Annotated in this window: 13 protein-coding genes and 1 pseudogene; 4 read left to right on the plus strand and 10 right to left on the minus strand. The window is 44.5% G+C overall.

Annotation, left to right across the window (positions count from 1 at the left end; genetic code table 11):
- Nucleotides 1-232 precede the first annotated feature (232 nt).
- The 3 genes from LRC_RS08545 to LRC_RS08555 are packed head-to-tail and all read right to left on the minus strand — an operon-like array spanning nt 233 to nt 2,942.
- Nucleotides 233-1,027 carry a putative ABC transporter permease gene (locus tag LRC_RS08545; RefSeq protein ID WP_014074032.1) on the minus strand — a complete coding sequence of 265 codons (795 nt, stop codon included), beginning with the start codon at nt 1,025-1,027 and terminating at the stop codon, nt 233-235.
- A 2-nt stretch (nt 1,028-1,029) separates the two neighbouring features.
- Nucleotides 1,030-1,503: a hypothetical protein gene (locus LRC_RS08550; protein ID WP_041820115.1), complete on the minus strand. Its 474-nt coding sequence runs from the start codon at nt 1,501-1,503 to the stop codon at nt 1,030-1,032.
- A gap of 20 nt (nt 1,504-1,523) precedes the next feature.
- Nucleotides 1,524-2,942 carry a C69 family dipeptidase gene (locus LRC_RS08555; protein ID WP_014074034.1) on the minus strand — a complete coding sequence of 473 codons (1,419 nt, stop codon included), beginning with the start codon at nt 2,940-2,942 and terminating at the stop codon, nt 1,524-1,526.
- 154 nt (nt 2,943-3,096) lie between these two features.
- Here LRC_RS08555 and LRC_RS08560 point away from each other — a divergent pair, with 154 nt between their 5' ends.
- Nucleotides 3,097-3,831 (plus strand): L,D-transpeptidase, encoded by a 735-nt coding sequence (locus LRC_RS08560; protein WP_014074035.1) that lies wholly within the window; start codon nt 3,097-3,099, stop codon nt 3,829-3,831.
- Nucleotides 3,832-4,248: 417 nt separating this feature from the next.
- Here LRC_RS08560 and LRC_RS08565 read toward each other — a convergent pair whose 3' ends face one another.
- From LRC_RS08565 to LRC_RS08575, 3 genes are all read right to left on the minus strand, one after another.
- Nucleotides 4,249-5,013 (minus strand): hypothetical protein, encoded by a 765-nt coding sequence (locus LRC_RS08565; RefSeq protein WP_014074036.1) that lies wholly within the window; start codon nt 5,011-5,013, stop codon nt 4,249-4,251.
- 690 nt (nt 5,014-5,703) lie between these two features.
- Complete coding sequence (locus tag LRC_RS08570; protein WP_014074037.1) at nt 5,704-6,438, minus strand: L,D-transpeptidase; 735 nt, start codon at nt 6,436-6,438, stop codon at nt 5,704-5,706.
- A gap of 88 nt (nt 6,439-6,526) precedes the next feature.
- The gene (locus LRC_RS08575; RefSeq protein WP_014074038.1) at nt 6,527-8,071 is read right to left on the minus strand and encodes an ABC-F family ATP-binding cassette domain-containing protein; all 1,545 of its coding nucleotides are present in this window, start codon (nt 8,069-8,071) and stop codon (nt 6,527-6,529) included.
- Nucleotides 8,072-8,173: 102 nt separating this feature from the next.
- On the opposite strand from LRC_RS08575, the gene LRC_RS08580 reads away from it, so the two are divergent.
- Both LRC_RS08580 and LRC_RS11585 read left to right on the plus strand, forming a co-directional pair.
- Nucleotides 8,174-9,121 (plus strand): AEC family transporter, encoded by a 948-nt coding sequence (locus tag LRC_RS08580; protein ID WP_014074039.1) that lies wholly within the window; start codon nt 8,174-8,176, stop codon nt 9,119-9,121.
- 76 nt (nt 9,122-9,197) lie between these two features.
- Nucleotides 9,198-9,338, plus strand: coding sequence for a hypothetical protein (locus tag LRC_RS11585; protein WP_003697267.1), 141 nt, complete (start codon nt 9,198-9,200; stop codon nt 9,336-9,338).
- A gap of 362 nt (nt 9,339-9,700) precedes the next feature.
- Here LRC_RS11585 and LRC_RS12300 read toward each other — a convergent pair.
- Nucleotides 9,701-9,909 (minus strand): annotated as a pseudogene (locus LRC_RS12300) (hypothetical protein).
- A 783-nt stretch (nt 9,910-10,692) separates the two neighbouring features.
- Here LRC_RS12300 and LRC_RS08585 point away from each other — a divergent pair.
- Nucleotides 10,693-13,362: a cation-translocating P-type ATPase gene (locus tag LRC_RS08585; RefSeq protein WP_014074041.1), complete on the plus strand. Its 2,670-nt coding sequence runs from the start codon at nt 10,693-10,695 to the stop codon at nt 13,360-13,362.
- Between the two features lie 377 nt (nt 13,363-13,739).
- On the opposite strand, the gene LRC_RS08590 is transcribed toward LRC_RS08585, so the two are convergent.
- Genes LRC_RS08590 through LRC_RS08600 form a run of 3 tightly spaced genes read right to left on the minus strand, consistent with a single transcriptional unit; the run spans nt 13,740 to nt 16,201 of the window.
- Nucleotides 13,740-14,564, minus strand: a complete 825-nt coding sequence (locus LRC_RS08590) for a MurR/RpiR family transcriptional regulator (protein WP_003691954.1) — start codon at nt 14,562-14,564, stop codon at nt 13,740-13,742.
- A gap of 9 nt (nt 14,565-14,573) precedes the next feature.
- Nucleotides 14,574-15,557: a Gfo/Idh/MocA family protein gene (locus LRC_RS08595; RefSeq protein ID WP_014074043.1), complete on the minus strand. Its 984-nt coding sequence runs from the start codon at nt 15,555-15,557 to the stop codon at nt 14,574-14,576.
- On the minus strand, nt 15,554-16,201 hold the full coding sequence (locus LRC_RS08600; protein WP_014074044.1) for a ribose-5-phosphate isomerase A: 648 nt from the start codon (nt 16,199-16,201) through the stop codon (nt 15,554-15,556). Before LRC_RS08600 ends, LRC_RS08595 begins: the two co-directional genes overlap by 4 nt.
- Between the last annotated feature and the right edge of the window lie 557 nt (nt 16,202-16,758).

The raw sequence follows: 16,758 nt of genomic DNA on the forward strand, positions 1-16,758 counted from the left end.
CTGGATTTTACGGGCAGATTTAAAAAATCAACATTTTGCCCGTAACGGGGATCTGCATTTTACGGGCAAATCTCAAGAAGCGGCATTTTGCCCGTAATCCGCGGCAGCCATTTAAGCTCATCACAAAAATCCCCCAAATTCTCATCCGCAAACACAAAAACAGAACTTTTGGAGCATTCAAATTTTCCCAAAAGTTCTGCGTTTTTGCTTGATCATCCCGCAATCAAACGGGTTATTTTTTCAAAAGTTTTTCTCTGATTTCATCCAGGTTCGGTGCTTCCAGAAGTTTCATCTTAGGGAAGCTTTTGAGCATACGGCGCTCATTGAAATTAAATGAAGCATCGAGTCGATGCAAAATCGTTTCGTGCCATTTTTCAATATAATTTTGAATGGCCAAACTCTTGCTTTCAAAACTGGCAAGTTTGAAGTATGGGCGTTCTTCAATGATGCGCTCAGCTTCATTTTTCAAACGCAGGCGCTCAATCTGAATCATTTGCTCAAGCACGAGGGCATGGGCTCTGAATTTTTGCATATTGAAAATAGTAATTGCCGCATCGCTGCCCATGACGACGATTACGAACAAATCAGCGAGCATGCCCATCTTAGCCTCCAGAAAATCAACGAAGCTCATAACGTGCGGCTGAACGAAGGCAGTCAAAACAACCGTGCTGATGCCCCAAAACAATGAGATGAACGGGGCAATGCGTCCTTTGACGTTGCCGGGATATTTAGAATAGTCCCAAAGCTTGAGATGAAAGATGTTTTCCAAAAAAGCACCGGCAAGATACTCGAACACGGTTGAAACAACAGTGCCGACCAAAAACAGCAGCACAAAATCGTCGGCAAATTTCTGCGTAAAAAGAAGCACCGAACTGACTGCAAAGCCGTATACCGGGCAATACGGTCCAAACAAAAAGCCGCGATAGACAAAATGACCTTCTTTACTTGAACAATATACCGTTTCCCAAAGCCAACCAACGAACGAATAGATAAAAAACAGCAAAATAAGATCATTTATCGTATACATGCCTATTCCTCTTTTGCGGATTCACGATTGGCAAGAATCCGATTCAATGCGTCGCTTGCGGCCAAAGCCACCGTTTTTTGGCCGTGGTCTTTGATGAACTCGGAAGCAGGAGAGACGCGCATGATCTTGAAGTCGGACTCGTTTAGCAAACGTCCCTTTGCGATAAAATACACGATGACAGGCACTTCTGCTTCAAGATCATCGAAGAAATTGTCCACGCGCTTGATATTTTCAAACGGCAAGTTGATAATTCCGGTCTCAAGCATGATGCTGATGCGATCTTCACCATCTCCGATCACCAATTCCGTTTCGGCAAGCTCTTCTTTACTGATCGCATCAACCATCTTGTCAATCAGCGGGAAAACCGCTTGATCGACGTTTTGGAGCACGTCTTCTTCCTTATCGGCCAAAATAGTTTCGTGCCGATAAGCCTGATTTTCAATTTTTTCAATAAAGTCCTTGACTTTAATCTGCATGACTTCACTTCCTAATAACATCAAAGATTAATATCCATATTAAATGTCAATTTGGAAAGCGTCAAGCCTTCAGTAATGAAATTGCCGATTTGACTCATCGTGCGTGCCTTCATGTCGGCAACCATTTCGTGATTTCTCTTCGTTAAAAATGCAGTGAGTTCAGCTCCGGAGTAATTCCTGGCATCCTGAATCGTTTCTTCTACCAAGCGGTGCTGCTGTTCTCTTGCCTGAGTCAAATAATCGCGACATTCCTGGACAAATTTGCTATAGTGAGATTCCGCCAGCATTGATAACGTGCGATACATCCAGTATGCGCTGTTGATGTCATACTCAAGCGGCGTTTGACTGTAGCTGTCGTCCGTATCCTCTGCATTTGTAAAGAACGGCACATACGGTGTAAACGACGGGATGCCAAAGCAGATCCACATGAGTGCGGAAACTTCTTCCGGCACGTCGTTTCTGATCTGAAGAACGTGAGAATTTTGCGTTCTGTTGAGCGAAATCGGTCTGAACTTTAATTTATCCTCATCCGAACCGTGTCCCAGCGGATCATACTTCGTTTCATTATAATGCGATGCAAGCACGTATTCCAAATCTTCAACCGAAAGCAGACGATTGGCCTTGCAGATAAACGGCAGGTCGCTTGACTGCGGATCCTGCAAAACGTCAGGCGTAAAGCATCTTTGACCATACCAAACACGCGGCGTGTTGTAATGGCGATCTTTTTCGTTGTCGGTGCCAAAAATTTTTCTGAAATTGAACGTTTCAGGATGCGGATTCAAGTGATGCTCTTCTACGAATTCCTGCAGACCATCAGACCACATGTAGTTTTTCGGATCGTCAAAATCGATGAAATCCTGTGCCACTTGGTTTGCGGCTATCGCATAAGAATCGTCCGGAATTCTCGTTGCTGCCCAATGATGTCCGGTGACGATTTCCATGTACCAAACATCGTCTCTGTCAGAAAACAGGACTCCGTTTCCCTCAGGAGAACCGTACTTTTTAATCAAACGTCCAAGATATTCGACGCCTTCTTTTGCGGAGTTGATGTACGGAGCCACCATGTTTTGGAGCGAGTCTTCAGCCAAGCCGTCCTTGACCCACGGATCATATGCCAATGCATGCTCGTTTCCGTAGACTGATTCAGTTGCAGACATCGCAACGTTTTTTTCATTGATCGAGCTTTCGCCGAACACACCGCACTTGTCCACGTCGGCATTCGGCGTCATCGTCGTTTTATAACCGTTCTCAGGCAACGGGGCCTGAAAGCCGTTCTTGTTTGATTTCCAAATTTCTTTTTTGCCAGAATATGCCTGTTGCATTTCAAAGCGCTGCGGGGTAAGCGGCAAAAACGTATCGTCATTGCGCGCAATCATGGTCGAACCGTCAATTGTTGCCTTCTTGCCGACCAAGATCGTCGTGCATGCCTGTTCCATCATTTGAATCACCTCAATATTTTCTACATTTTACAGTTTACGCCATTTCTAAAAATTAGCAAATATTTTATAATTTTTCAATTATTTATTGCACTCTCCCTTCAAAATTATGTATGATTGATTTTGGAGATTATATGGAACAAAGGAAGCATTCAGCATGAATAACAAACAACTCCCAAAGCATGGCAAGAACTCAAACAGGAATTTTTTCGCATTTCTTGCACTGGTTCTTGTCATTGGGGCAACAGGCATTGCCTATGTTCAGCACTTAGACGATGCAAACCTGCAAAAACTCGAATCCAAAGCTTCGTTAAAAAAGAAATCGACAAGTTCTTCTCATCAAAACTTGTTCGTCAAAAGGAAAAGCAGTTCGACTTCAAAAATCAAAAGCAGCTCCACAACTGAAAAATCAGTCATGCGTACTCCGATTGATTGGCAAAAATCGTCCGAGACGGTCGATTATCCCGATTTAAACAAGGTCGAAAACCTATGGATCGAAGTCCGACTCAGATCAAACCGAACGCTTTTAAAAGACGGTGACAAAACTATCTATACCATGTATTCATCGGGCGGAAAGTACCACGATGTTGACGGCAAGCAGGTCAGCTACACTCCGACGGGCACGTATTACATCGAAAACGAGCGCGGAAAAAGCTTCTTCAACAACAACCTCAACGAAGGCGCCAGATACTACATTTCATGGCTCAACCATGGCGAGTATCTTTTCCACACCGTCCCGACGAACATCCAAGGCGAGTATGACGTCGAAGAGTGCAAAAAGCTTGGCAAACAGCCCGCATCCCACGGCTGCATCAGACTTTCCGTTCCCGATGCGATCTGGCTTTACAATAATCTGCCAGTCGGAACGAAAGTCGTCATCAACAACAAATAATCACAGAAGACTGGAAAAAGTCCCTGTTATCACTTGCCGAACGATGGCGGTCGATTTGCGACTGCTTTTGTCCGGCATTTTTAATACATAAAAACTATTTTTTAGCAGCAGTAATGCACAACTGTTTCAAGCAAGATCTCATTCGGATTTACGGTCAAAGTGTAATTTTTGATGATTTGTCCGTAAACGGCAGTCATTTTGCCAAATGCAGCACGCGCTAAATCAGTGCGTCAAGCTTTCAGTCAAATTTACCGCCAGACTATTTTTTGTTATTTCCGTCATAGCAAGCGATTGTCATGCATACGAAAAAAACCGGATCAGATTTGCAATTTGAGACTTAATGACACAAACGCAGCCAACTGCACTGCATTTTCATGCATAAAAAAACTCGCCCGAAAACGAGCGAGAATCACGTTACTATAAACGATTTTTTCTTTCTTTCGTATCCTTTCGATAATACGGCAGACTGGCCATCACGCCCAAAAAGAGCACTACCGCAGCAATCGTCGTGTTTCTTGAAAAGCAATAGATCAAAAACGCCAACAGCACGCCGCCATAGCACAAAATATCGCCCTTGTCCCTGGCGCTGATCGAGCCGTTTCTTCGTTCTTCTCCTTGATAAGTCTGCGTATCTTCAGAAATAACGTTGCCTTCGATCAGTTCGGAACGCAGTCTTTTCGGATACTGCGAATTGATCAGCAAAACCGCAATCAAAGCTACGGCGGCACCGGCCAGTGATGATATTCCGCCATTGAACTTCAAGGCAACGGCCAAAAACATGCAGATTCCGGCCGCGGTCGCAAAGAATCCATAAAAAATCGCCGCCATGGAAACGCCCCAGATATTCGTCGGCAGCATGCGCGGCTTCTTTTCATTGCCGATTTCGATGATTTTCTTCGGGTTTTCTTGCGCCATCTTCTTGATGACGCCAAAAAGCATCCTGGCAAAGGCCAGAAGCAAAAGACCGCTTGGCAGACAAAGACCAAGATAGGTTGCCGTAACGTCGACTTTTTTAGTCAGTCCCATCGTAAACAACAATCCATCAATGATTGCAATGAATAAAACGACAACGATTCCGCCGGCATAAACCAGAATCGAGGCATCTTTTTCGAGAAATTTTTGTGCAATTGTATATTCAATAACCAAAATTGATAATGCAAATAATATAGCTAAAAATATCATTTCTAAAACCCTTTCTAGCATTAATCACAATAGTATAGTAACATTTTTTTACAGCGCTATCAAACGCAGTGCTGCGCATCGTCTGCTAAATCAGTACACAAGCCATGATTACGGGAAAATCCTCGTTTTTCCAAATCTGCCCGTAAAATGCAGATCCTCGGTTACGGGCAAAATGGCGCTTTTGGGGATTTGCCCGTAAAACCCAGTTCTCGCGTTACGGGCAAAATGGCGATTTTTTAAATCTGCCCGTAAAATGCAGATCCCCGTTACGGGCAAAATGGCGATTTTTGAGATTTGCCCGTAAAATGCAGATCCCCGTTACGGGCAAAACGTCGATTTCTTAAATTTGCCCGTAAAAGCCAGTCACACGTTACGGGCAAAATGGCGATTTTTGAGATTTGCCCGTAAAAGCCAGTCACACGTTACGGGCAAAATGGCGATTTTTGAGATTTGCCCGTAAAATGCAGATCCCCGTTACGGGCAAAATCTCGATTTTTGAAATTTGCCCGTAAAAGCCAGTCACACGTTACGGGCAAAATGGTGATTCTTGAGATTTGCCCGTAAATTTTTGCTTATTCCCATCATAACGGGGAATTTGTCCCGCATACGCAAAAACCCGGATGAGATTTACAATTAATGCAAATCATCCGGGTTTTAGTTCGAGGCCTGGTTTTCTAACCTGCCCTTGATTTAGTCTACTTTGAGATATTCCCATGCATCCCGCTTGTCATCTTGCGAATCAATCACGACGCGCGTTTTTGCCGGGATGTTTTCTTCGATCCACTGAGCATCCGGAACCGACAGGCGAATTGAGCCATAGGCTTTGATGTTGTGCTTTTTAGTTACCTTTTGCCCAAGTTTTTCGGCTTCTGCTTTGATTACCTTGCCGTTTTCGTCAAAAGGAACCGATTCAAACCGATAGAGTCCGTCATCCTTGAATGCCGTCCAATATCTGGCACCATAACCGCGCGTTGGATCATAATACGAAACCCCGCGCCGCTTTTCAATTTTGAAATGTCCGATCGGCGTGCACTGATAAGCTTTGGTTTTCTTGTAATTTTTACCAACGGATGCGTACATCGTATAGAGCGTGTACGGCCCTCTTCTGATATAAACACGCTGCTTGCGCAAGTTGACCTCGATCCAGATACGTTCTTCCTTCTTTTTGGCATGGGCATATTTGCTGATATCAGGATAACCGCCGCTTAAAGTCGGCTTGTCCCAGGATGCCGGTTTGATCAGACGTTTCTTTTGATCGGCCAAAAGGCGCTTTTGCTGTGCATCTTCTTCGGCTTGTTTTCGTGATTCGGACTGCATCTTGACGTCATTCACCTGTCTTGCGTTGTGGACATGAATCGTGCTGTATGCCGTCACCAGAACCAAAACGAGCGCAACGGCCCAGTAGATGATATTCTTCTTTTTCATTTTAAGGTTGCAACCCCTTTACAATTGCGTACAATTCAAATATACGTGTCGAATCAGCGAATGTCAAGAACACGGATGCACCGAACCTTTACTTGTTGAGGCGAATCTGCTCGACATCAAAGATCCTGTCTGTCCAACCGTCGTAAAACGATGCTTCGTGCGTAACCAGCAAAACGTTGCCGGGATAACTGATCAGAGCATCCCGCAAGGCGTTTTTCGTTTCGTCATCGAGGTGATTCGTCGGTTCATCCAAAATCAGAAAGTTGCTTGGCTTTAATTCCATGATGCAGAGCTTGACCTTCGTCTGCTCGCCGCCGCTCAAGAGATTCATCGGCTTCATCGTATTCGAGGCATTTATTCCGGCACGGGCAAGGCGCTGCCTGATTGTTTTCGGTTCAAGTCTCGGGTAAATGTCCTGCAGCGTTTGGAGCGGTGTTTTCGTCGGATCGTCCCATTCGAGATTCTGATCGAAATAATTGACGATGCAGGAATCGACAAAGTGAACGGATCCGGAAAAACTCGGAATGATTCCCAGAATCGACTTGATCAGAGTGGATTTGCCGACACCGTTAAAGCCTTTCAAAACAACTTTTTGACCGTGACTCATCGAAAACGTCACTGGAGAAAGCAACGGTGTCTCATATCCGACCGAAAGTCCGCTGACGGTCAAGGTCGATGCTGACAAAAGCTCAATATACGGGAATTTGAAATGTGCCTGCAGATTGTCGGACGGAGGGGTGATTCGTTCAAGCTTATCCAAACGTTTCTGGCGCGATTTGGCCATCGTCGACCGCGTTCCGGCCTTGTTCTTTCTGATATAGGCCTCGTCCTTTTCGATCTGGCGTCGCTGTTTCTCATAGGCTTTGAGCTGCACGGCCTTTTTTTCTTCTTTTTGCTTGATTGCTTTCCTGAAGCTGCCAGTGTATTTTGTGATCTTGCCAAATGCAACGTCGACGATCGTATTGGTGATTCTCTCTAAAAAATCATAGTCGTGCGAAATGACCATGAAACATCCTTCAAAACCATTCAGATAATCGATCAGCCACTCTATATGCTCCGTATCAAGGTAGTTCGTCGGTTCGTCAAGCAGCAGGACATCCGGCTTTTCAAGCAGGAGTTTGGCCAAAATGATTTTTGAACGCTGTCCGCCGGAACATTCGCTGACTTGCCGATTGCTTCCCAACGCATCGATTCCAAGTCCGCTCATGACCTGATCGATTTTCGTCTGAATCCCGTAAAAGTCATTTGCTTCAAGAATTTCCTGACAGCGTCCGGCCTTTTCAAGCAGAGAATCGTCTATTTTTTTGGCATATTCTTCATAATACCTCGTTTGTCTTTCCTGAACTTCAAACAGCTCTTTGAAAGCACTTTGCAAAAAAGCTCCGATCGTCAGGTCGTGCGCCGACTCGGCATACTGGTCGAGATAGCCGATTCTGACGCCCCTCTGCCATTTGATCCGGCCCTCGTCAGGCAGCCTGGAACCCGTCAGAATTTTGATCAAGGTGGATTTGCCGGCACCGTTTTGACCGATGATTCCCATGTGATCTTCCTTATTCAGTCTGAACGAGGCATCCTTATAAAGCTGCTTGTCGTCAAACGACATCGACAGTCCCTCAACTTCTAAAATACTCATCTCTCTAGCGTCCTCCCCTTTTCGTCAATTAGATTATATCATCAATGCTTGATTTTCTGAAAGCAAAGGCTTCATAATGTAATGTAAGGGAGTGTATTTCATATGACTTTCATAGTTTCCGCAAAACAAATCGTGATCATGTTCCTCTTGATGCTGCTTGGCTTTTTAACCGGCAGACTTGGCATGATTCATAAAGAAACGGCTAAGGATCTGACCAATTTCCTGTTGTACATAATTTCGCCGTGCCTGATCGTCAACGCGTATCTCGTCGGCTTTTCCATGAAACGGCTGATTGAATTCTTTCAGGCAATCATGGCAGTCACACTGGTCTATATCATCAGCATCATCGTTTCTCACCTGATAATCAACAAAAAATTTTTCAAAGACCAGGAAACGCGCTCAGTGCTGCTTTATGGTTCGGCCTATTCAAATGCAGGGTTTATGGGCATCCCGCTCGTTTCTGCCATTCTTGGCGAAAGCGCGGTCTTTTTTTCAGTGCCTTACCTTGTTGTTTGCAACTTTTTCATGTGGACGCACGGCGTTGCTTTGTTTTCAATCGAACGCAAGCGTTCCTTGCGTCTCAGATTCTTGGATGCTTTGAAAAATCCCAACGTCATTGCCGCATTTATCGGTTTTGTCATCTTCGTTTCAGGCATCAAACTGCCCGAACTCGTTTTGACGCCGATCAAGTCGCTTGTTTCGGTCAACACCCCGCTCAGCATGATCGTCGTCGGAACAAATCTCGGCGCAATTTCTTTTTCAAGCAAAAAAAATCTCAAGACGGTCGTGTTCGGAACTTTTGCCAGAAACATCCTGATTCCGCTGATCTGCCTGTTTATTTTGCTTAGCGTGCCGATTTCCGGTCAGGCTGCCTGGGCGATTCTTATCATGGCTTCCTGTCCGGTTCCTGCCGTTGTTGTTTTATTTTCATTGCTGAACAATTTTGATGCGGAAGTTCCGACAAGCTACCTTTGTCTTTCAACGCTTTGCACGATTTTCACGCTGCCGTTGATTGTTTTGGTCGCCCAAAGCCTTGGTTATGGCGGTTAAATTCAGAAAAACTTGCATTCTTCGTCATTTTCGGCTACAATGGATAAATGCATGAATGATGAAAGGAGTGAAAAACATGTCACAAAACGTACACGTAGGCGTTGCTAACGATCGCCGCCCCGTAAACCAAAAGAATATCAAAAAGCGTCGTGCACAACACCAAGCTGTTTTGTCATTCTTGAAGGAACGCGAAGAAGCTGACAAGGCTGCAAAATAATTGAGCGAAGCGCGCATGCGTGGAGCTCGACCGTTTCAATCATGCTGACTCGAGAGCACTGCAACGGGAAAGTTCAATTATAATTGGATAAAGATAGCTCCACATGAGCCGCTTTCAAGTGCGCACATGTGGATTTATTTTGCTCAAAATTTCAGCCAACGCTTAAAATTGCGTATCGTTTTTCACGAAATTGTTCACTTGATTTGTCCCAACGAAAAGACTGGGAAAAAAGTCCCGTTTCTTGCTCGAATTAAATGAAAAGTCGAACAGAGGCAGTCTGCTTTTGATTGACTTTCCAAGGCGTTTCTTTGATTTTTTGCATAAAAAAACTATCTTTCTTTAAAATGATGTTGTTCAACCATTCAGCTAAAATTTAATCCGGATTTACGGACAAAACCTCCATTTCTGATGATTTGTCCGTAAACAAAACGCATTTTACGGACAAAACGTCTGAAATTCTACGGACAAGCGGCCGTTTTTGCCCATTTTGTCCGTAATCGACATTTTTCGAGCAGGTCGCTCCACGGACAAAGACTCCATTTTTCTCGATATGTCCGTAAACGGCAGTGATTTTTCAAAATACAGTGCTCATTCAGTCAGCACGCAAAGCCATCAGTCAAAATTACCGATACGTTTTGCTTCGGGTTATTTCCATCATGGAAGGCGATTGTCATGCATACGCAAAAAAACAGGATGATTTGCAATTTGAGACATAGTTTTTTTCAGCATCTTCACCTATACCAATTACACATCAAGCCATCTTTCTTTTAAAATTACACTTTCATTTTAATTTTAAAAATATTTTTTGTACATTATTTTAATGAATATTCTTTTTAAAAATTAGTAAACTACATTCTACAAAAAAGTATTTATACATTCGATGCATATGCTGATAAAAAACAAAAAAGGCCTGCCAATCGCGACAGGTCAACTTTTTTAGCACTTAGCAATATTTGATGCTACATTCATTGCTTATTTTATTCATCATACCAAATTCAAAAGAAGCACGCATCCACCTAATATTAACCAAAATGGCGTAATCAATGCCATACCCCAGGCAAATTTTTTAAGCCCTTCCATTAAAAAGCCTCGCTTTCATATACCAATTAAAGTTACAAGTGATATTTTAGCATATTATCTCGAAAAGAAAACGGTTTACAGTCAAATTTCATAAATTTGTAACATTTTTTTTGGACATATTTTTGCAATTTCTTTTTTAGCTCTGCATTTTCAATGAATCAAGCAACAATTATAATGATTCCATCGCAACGTTTATCTTTTGAAATTATCCTTGTTTCCGTGATACAATGCTTTTGTTAAGTAAATCACAAATTTACAAAAAGGGGGCTTTTACATGGAAACAAAATTCTTTAGTTTGACGGTCGAAGAAACGCTCCGCAAGCTTCATTCGTCCACAAATGGTCTAAGCAGCAAGGAAGTTTTGACAAGACGAGAAAAAGATGGAGCAAACGTTTTGGAAGCGAAAAAGCATTCCACACTGCTTGAAAAATTTGTTGCACAGTTCAAAGACCTGATGATCATCATCTTGATGATTGCGGCGCTGATTTCCATGCTGGCAGGCGAGGTTTCAGATTCCATCATCATTTTTATCGTCGTGTTCCTGAACGCCGTTTTTGGCGTCTTTCAGGAAACAAAAGCCGAAAACGCAATCGATTCGCTCAAGGAAATGACCACGCCGTTTTCAAGGGTGAAAAGAGACGGCATCATTTCACAGATCAAAAGCACGGAACTCGTTTCCGGAGACATTATCTTGCTTGAAGCAGGCGATATCGTTCCTGCCGATGCCAGAATCATCTCACAAAATGCGCTCAGAGCAGAAGAAGCAGCCCTGACTGGCGAATCAGTTCCCGTTTCAAAGGACATTCGTCCCTTGACTGACGAAAATCCGCCGCTTGGAGAACGAAGCAACATGCTTTTCATGAATACTGTCATCGCCAACGGAACTGCAGAAGCGGTCGTGGTCGCAACCGGCATGAGAACTGAGGTCGGACACGTCGCCAAAATGCTTGATTCTGCGGAAGATTCAGTCACTCCGCTTCAAAAAAACATCACTCACCTGAGCAAGGTTTTAACCGTTTTGATCTTGATTATCGCAGTTGTCATCTTTGTTTTCGGTGCTTTGACGAAACGAGAATCAATCCTCGACATGCTTTTGACATCAATTTCTCTGGCCGTTGCCGCAATTCCCGAAGGTCTTCCAGCAATCGTCACCATTACGCTTGCGCTCGGAACGCAGGCAATGTCCAGGAAAAATGCCCTCGTCAGAAAGCTTCCGGCCGTTGAAACGCTTGGAACTTGTGAAATCATCTGCTCAGACAAAACGGGCACACTGACTCAAAACAAGATGAGAGTTGAACAATTCTATGCAGATCAGACGCTGCAAAAGGCTCTGGATTTTGACAAAAAAAATGCCCCCAACCTTCAGTTAGCCATGATTCTTGCAAACGATGCCAAAGAATCTGAAAACGGACCGATCGGTGATCCAACCGAAACGGCGCTCCTTGATTTCTTTGTTGAAAACGGAGCTTCAGCAAAAATCCAAACGGTTCAGCACGACTATCCGCGTCTTGCATCGCTTCCTTTTGACTCAAACCGAAAACTGATGTCGGCAGTTGTTGAACACAAAGGGCAAAAAATTCTTTTCACCAAAGGCGCTGTTGACGAATTGCTCAAACGCGTCACCAAAATTGAAGAAAACGGGGACGTTCGCCCGATTAACGCAAGCGACAAGCAGCAAATTCTTGAAATGAACAAACAACTGGCCTTTCAGGCACTGCGCGTCCTCGGATACGCCTACAGACCGCTTGACGAACTTGACGAACTGACGTCTGAGAACTATGAAAAAGACCTGATTTTTACCGGAATGACCGGAATGATCGATCCGCAGCGTCCCGAAGTCGAAAATGCAGTGTTTGAAGCCAAAAATGCCGGCATCAAAACAATCATGATTACCGGTGATCACAAGGAGACGGCAAGAGCAATCGCAATCAGGCTCGGAATTATCGCAGAAAGCGACTTGAACGGCGTGATTACCGGAAGCGAACTTGACGAATTGAGCGATTCAGAGTTGCAAAAAAACATTGAAAAGTACTCGGTTTACGCCCGCGTTGCCCCGGAACACAAAGTCCGAATCGTCAAAGCTTGGCAGGCACGTGGAAAAATCGTAGCCATGACGGGCGACGGCGTCAATGACGCACCAGCATTGAAACAGGCAGATATCGGCGTCGGCATGGGCATCACCGGAACAGAGGCTTCCAAAAATGCGGCAGACATCGTTCTTGCGGATGACAATTTTGCAACCATCATCGTCGCTGTCAAAGAAGGTCGCAAAGTTTTTGCCAACATTCAAAAAGCCGTTCAGTACCTTTTGTCTGCCAATCTGGGCGAAGTGCTGACGCTGTTTATGATGACGATGCTCAACTGGTCGATTTTTGCGCCGGTCCAAATTCTTTGGATCAATCTCGTGACCGATACTTTTCCGGCAATCGCCCTTGGCATTGAAAAGTCTGAAAAAAACGTCATGACTCAAAAACCACGCGGATCAAAATCAAACTTTTTGTCAAACGGCGTTGGATTCGCCATTATCTACCAGGGACTTCTTGAAGGCCTGCTGACGCTTGGCGTCTACCTTTGGGCCGTCACGTTCCCGGTCCATTCAGGTTCCGTCGCAATTCATGCCGATGCGTTGACGATGGCTTATGCGACGCTTGGGATGATTCAGCTGTTCCATGCGTTCAATTCAAAATCGATTCACGAAACGATTTTTACCAAGAAAACGTTCGAAAATAAATTTTTCAATCTCGCCGTCCTCGTTTCGGCAGTTTTGCTTGCTTCAACGATTTTTATTCCGGGATTGAACTCGATTTTCCACGTCTCTTCTCTTTCATGGATGCAGTGGAGCATCGTTTTGATGGCCGGAGTTTTGATGATTGTCATCGTCGAAACGGTTAAATTATTCACGCGACAAAAAATGTCGGTCAACTCTGATGAAGGAAGCAAATGATTTTTACGGGCATATTTTAAAAATCGAGGATTTGCCCGTAACCGAAGACTGCATTTTACGGGCAAATCTCAAAAAGCGCCGTTTTACCCGTAACCGGGATCTGCATTTTACGGGCAAATCTCAGAAATCACCATTTTGCCCGTAACAGCGGGCTAGCTTTTACGGGCAAATCTCAGAAATCATCATTTTGCCCGTAACGGATGACTGGATTTTACGGGCAAATCTCAGAAATCACCATTTTGCCCGTAACGGGGATCTGCATTTTACGGGCAAATTCCAAGAATCACCATTTTGCCCGTAACCCCCAAAAATTTTGCAATCTCAAAATGAACTGAAAACGACCAAGGATCCTAAAATCGGAAACCCTGGTCGTTTTTTTAAATCTTCTTATCCGCCATCAGCAATTCATGAAACTTGATTCGTTCAAGTCTTTTTGGCTCTTTCTTCAAAATCAGAATAAACATCGCCTCAATTGCGGAAACAAGCGCAAGCCGCGAATAATAGTACTCGGACATTAAAACTTTCGGCCGGGCAACGGTACGCCAGTGGAGATCTGACTTTTGCGCAATCGGCGAATTCTCATGGTTGGTGAGCGAAATCACCGTTATCCCCCTCTTTTTGGCCTCGTCAATCTGAACCAGCAGGCTTTTCGCTTCGCCGGAATTGCTGAAAACAAGCAGTACGTCTTCTTTTTGCAGGTTCATCGTCTGTGCCAATGCCGTCTCCCACGACGCTGAACTAAAAGCGAAGAGGCCGATCTGACTGAATTTATACACGGCATCTTCGGCGTTGGCATAGGTATTTCCCTCTGCAATCACCTGAATCGCCCGAGCATGCAGCAGTTTTCCACAAATTTTTTCACACGTTTCTTGTGAAATCTGTGAAAAAGTCTTTTCAAGCTCAATTTCCTTGTCTTTGACAAATTCACTCAACTGACCGCCAAAGTTTTCCTTTTCCACAGCCTGCGTCGTATTTTCCTCACTGACCCTCGCCAGCTCAATTTTCAGCTGGTGGAATCCCGCCAACCCAAGCGTCTTGCAAAAGCGCGAAATTGAGGCCAAACTGACACCCGCTTCTTCCGCCAATTCAGAAATCGTCTTATCCACAACCTCGATTGGATTCTTCAAAATCACGTGCGCAATTTTTTGATCACATGTGGACAACTCTGGCTGCTTATCGTAAATTTTATCGACAATCGTCATCACGACACCTTATTTCTCAAACGGAAATCTCATTCCCCATGAACTGCGAACCCCGTCCATAATATGGGCCACGTCTCGACTCCAGCCAAGACGTCCTTCATCGTTTCCCTGTTCAACGTAACGCTGCATGTCCAAAATCTCATATTCAAGCGCCTGCTTCGTATCTCCTGCAGCAATCGTTTCAGAAGTCTGCGTGTGCGCATCCTCCGTATAAGTGACGACTGCCTCTTCCGCACGCGGATAGTTCGAAATTTCAACATATCCTTTCGTTCCGGAAATCACGCCGCGCTTCGGCTGCTTGGCCCTAAACGACAGCGCCATGACGACCATCTGCTCAGACGGGGTTTTCAAAATAATGCCCGACTGCTCATCAACGCCCGTTTCATAAAATTTGACGGACGTCGTAATCGAATTCGGCTGTTCATCAAGGAACATTCTGGAAAATGCAGTTGCGTAACAACCAATGTCAAGCAACGCCCCACCGGCAAGCTCTTTTGAAAAATAGCGCTTGGTAGGATCGGGATCCTTCAGGCTTCCGAAGTTGACTTGAACGAGCTTGATCTCGCCAAGTTTTCCCGCACTGATCAATTCTTTGACTTTGTCATAAAGCGGCATGTGATAAAGCGTAAATCCTTCCGTCAGGATGACGCCTTTTTCTTTTGCCACTGATTCCAGTTCATCAAATTCTTTAGCGTTGACCGTCAGCGATTTTTCGCAAAAAACGTTCTTGCCCGCTTCAAGCGCTTTCTTGACGAATTCGTAATGCGTGTTGTTGGGCGATGCCACGTAGATGATGTCGATGTTTTCGTCTGCAATCATGTCGTAAGGATTGACGTAGGCATGCTTGACGTTTTTTTCTTTGACAAATTCCGTCAAATGCGCCTCATTCGGATTGGCAGCCGCATAAATTTCGCCATTTGTCTTATTCAAGGCATCTGCCATGTCGTGCGCAATCCAGCCGGTTCCGATAATTCCCCAATTATATTTTGTCATTTGAGCTCTTCCTTTCTTAAGTGAATCGTTTTGCCTTTTTCCTCATAAATCACGTCCGTGCACAGATCAAAAAAAGATGACGTGCCAACAACTCCCGGCCATGTTTCAACATCTTTGGCGTCTGCTTGAGTACATTTTTCATTATGCAGATCAAACAACAGATTGCCGCGACTCGTCTTGATTCCAGGACGGTTTTTAGCCTCAAAACCCGCTTGATCTGCCATTTTCAAAAAAAGATCCGCCTTGTCTTGTTCAACCTCTGCACAAATCGGCAGTTTGGCATTGTACGTTTTTCCGATACGCTCAGGCTTTGTCAGCAAGACGTACCGCAAGGCTTTTTTGGCCGCCTTCTTTTCATCAACGTGGATGCCGCCCATGCACTTTTGGGCATTCAAATTTTGCGTCGCATAGTCGCAACCGTCAAACGCCACGTCAATTTTTTCAACATCGTCCAACGCCACGATCTGGTAGTTCAGATTATTCAAAATTTCCATCGTTTCAAGCGAAGGAGTCGTTACCTTCAGCGTTTTCCTTAAAGTTTCATCTTCATCGCACAAGTATTTTGCAAGCCTGACAACCGTGCTGCCACCGCCAAAACTCACGGTCATCTCAGGCTTGATCATCTTCATTGCTTCCTGCAGCATGTCGAAACCTCGCTTCCGCTGCGAAAATTATTTTCTTTCATCCAATACTCATGAAAATAATTTTAGTATAAAGCATTTTCCAACAACCGTCAATCTGCTCTTTCGCCCTCTTCGCGGAATTTTCGAAAAATGCAGTTTTGACTGGCAGCAAAGATTTTGTTATATTCCGAAATATAAAGCAACGATGCTCCGGTCAGCGGTTTGGTCTGCTTTCAGGGCCGCACGCTCCCATTTTGGACCGGGATGTAGACTATTTTTCCAAATTTTGGAGATTTTGTTCTACTTTCGGAGCCGCGCGAGCCGGATTTGGAGTCGGCGGTAGAACATTTTTTCAAATTTTAGTGATTTTGTTCTGCTTCCGAGGCTGCGCGAGCTGAAATTTTACGGACAAACGGCCATTTTTATCCATTTTGTCCGTAATCGCCATTTTTCGAACAGGCCGTTCACGACAAAGGCTCAATTTTCATCGCTGTGTCCATATAAACGGCAGAGCTTTTGCCAAATGCAGCCCTGATAAATCAGCGCACCAGGCTCTCAGTCAAATTTACCTCCAAACT

The sequence above is a fragment of the Ligilactobacillus ruminis ATCC 27782 genome (assembly GCF_000224985.1).
GTDB lineage: Bacteria > Bacillota > Bacilli > Lactobacillales > Lactobacillaceae > Ligilactobacillus > Ligilactobacillus ruminis.

Excerpts from the sequence above, each read along its gene's own strand:
- LRC_RS08545 (WP_014074032.1), bottom strand. The coding sequence starts at position 1,027 with ATGTATACGATAAATGATCTTATTTTGCTGTTTTTTATCTATTCGTTC.
- LRC_RS08550 (WP_041820115.1), bottom strand. The coding sequence starts at position 1,503 with ATGCAGATTAAAGTCAAGGACTTTATTGAAAAAATTGAAAATCAGGCT.
- LRC_RS08555 (WP_014074034.1), bottom strand. The coding sequence starts at position 2,942 with ATGATGGAACAGGCATGCACGACGATCTTGGTCGGCAAGAAGGCAACA.
- LRC_RS08560 (WP_014074035.1), top strand. The coding sequence starts at position 3,097 with ATGAATAACAAACAACTCCCAAAGCATGGCAAGAACTCAAACAGGAAT.
- LRC_RS08565 (WP_014074036.1), bottom strand. The coding sequence starts at position 5,013 with ATGATATTTTTAGCTATATTATTTGCATTATCAATTTTGGTTATTGAA.
- LRC_RS08570 (WP_014074037.1), bottom strand. The coding sequence starts at position 6,438 with ATGAAAAAGAAGAATATCATCTACTGGGCCGTTGCGCTCGTTTTGGTT.
- LRC_RS08575 (WP_014074038.1), bottom strand. The coding sequence starts at position 8,071 with ATGAGTATTTTAGAAGTTGAGGGACTGTCGATGTCGTTTGACGACAAG.
- LRC_RS08580 (WP_014074039.1), top strand. The coding sequence starts at position 8,174 with ATGACTTTCATAGTTTCCGCAAAACAAATCGTGATCATGTTCCTCTTG.
- LRC_RS11585 (WP_003697267.1), top strand. The coding sequence starts at position 9,198 with ATGTCACAAAACGTACACGTAGGCGTTGCTAACGATCGCCGCCCCGTA.
- LRC_RS08585 (WP_014074041.1), top strand. The coding sequence starts at position 10,693 with ATGGAAACAAAATTCTTTAGTTTGACGGTCGAAGAAACGCTCCGCAAG.
- LRC_RS08590 (WP_003691954.1), bottom strand. The coding sequence starts at position 14,564 with ATGACGATTGTCGATAAAATTTACGATAAGCAGCCAGAGTTGTCCACA.
- LRC_RS08595 (WP_014074043.1), bottom strand. The coding sequence starts at position 15,557 with ATGACAAAATATAATTGGGGAATTATCGGAACCGGCTGGATTGCGCAC.
- LRC_RS08600 (WP_014074044.1), bottom strand. The coding sequence starts at position 16,201 with ATGCTGCAGGAAGCAATGAAGATGATCAAGCCTGAGATGACCGTGAGT.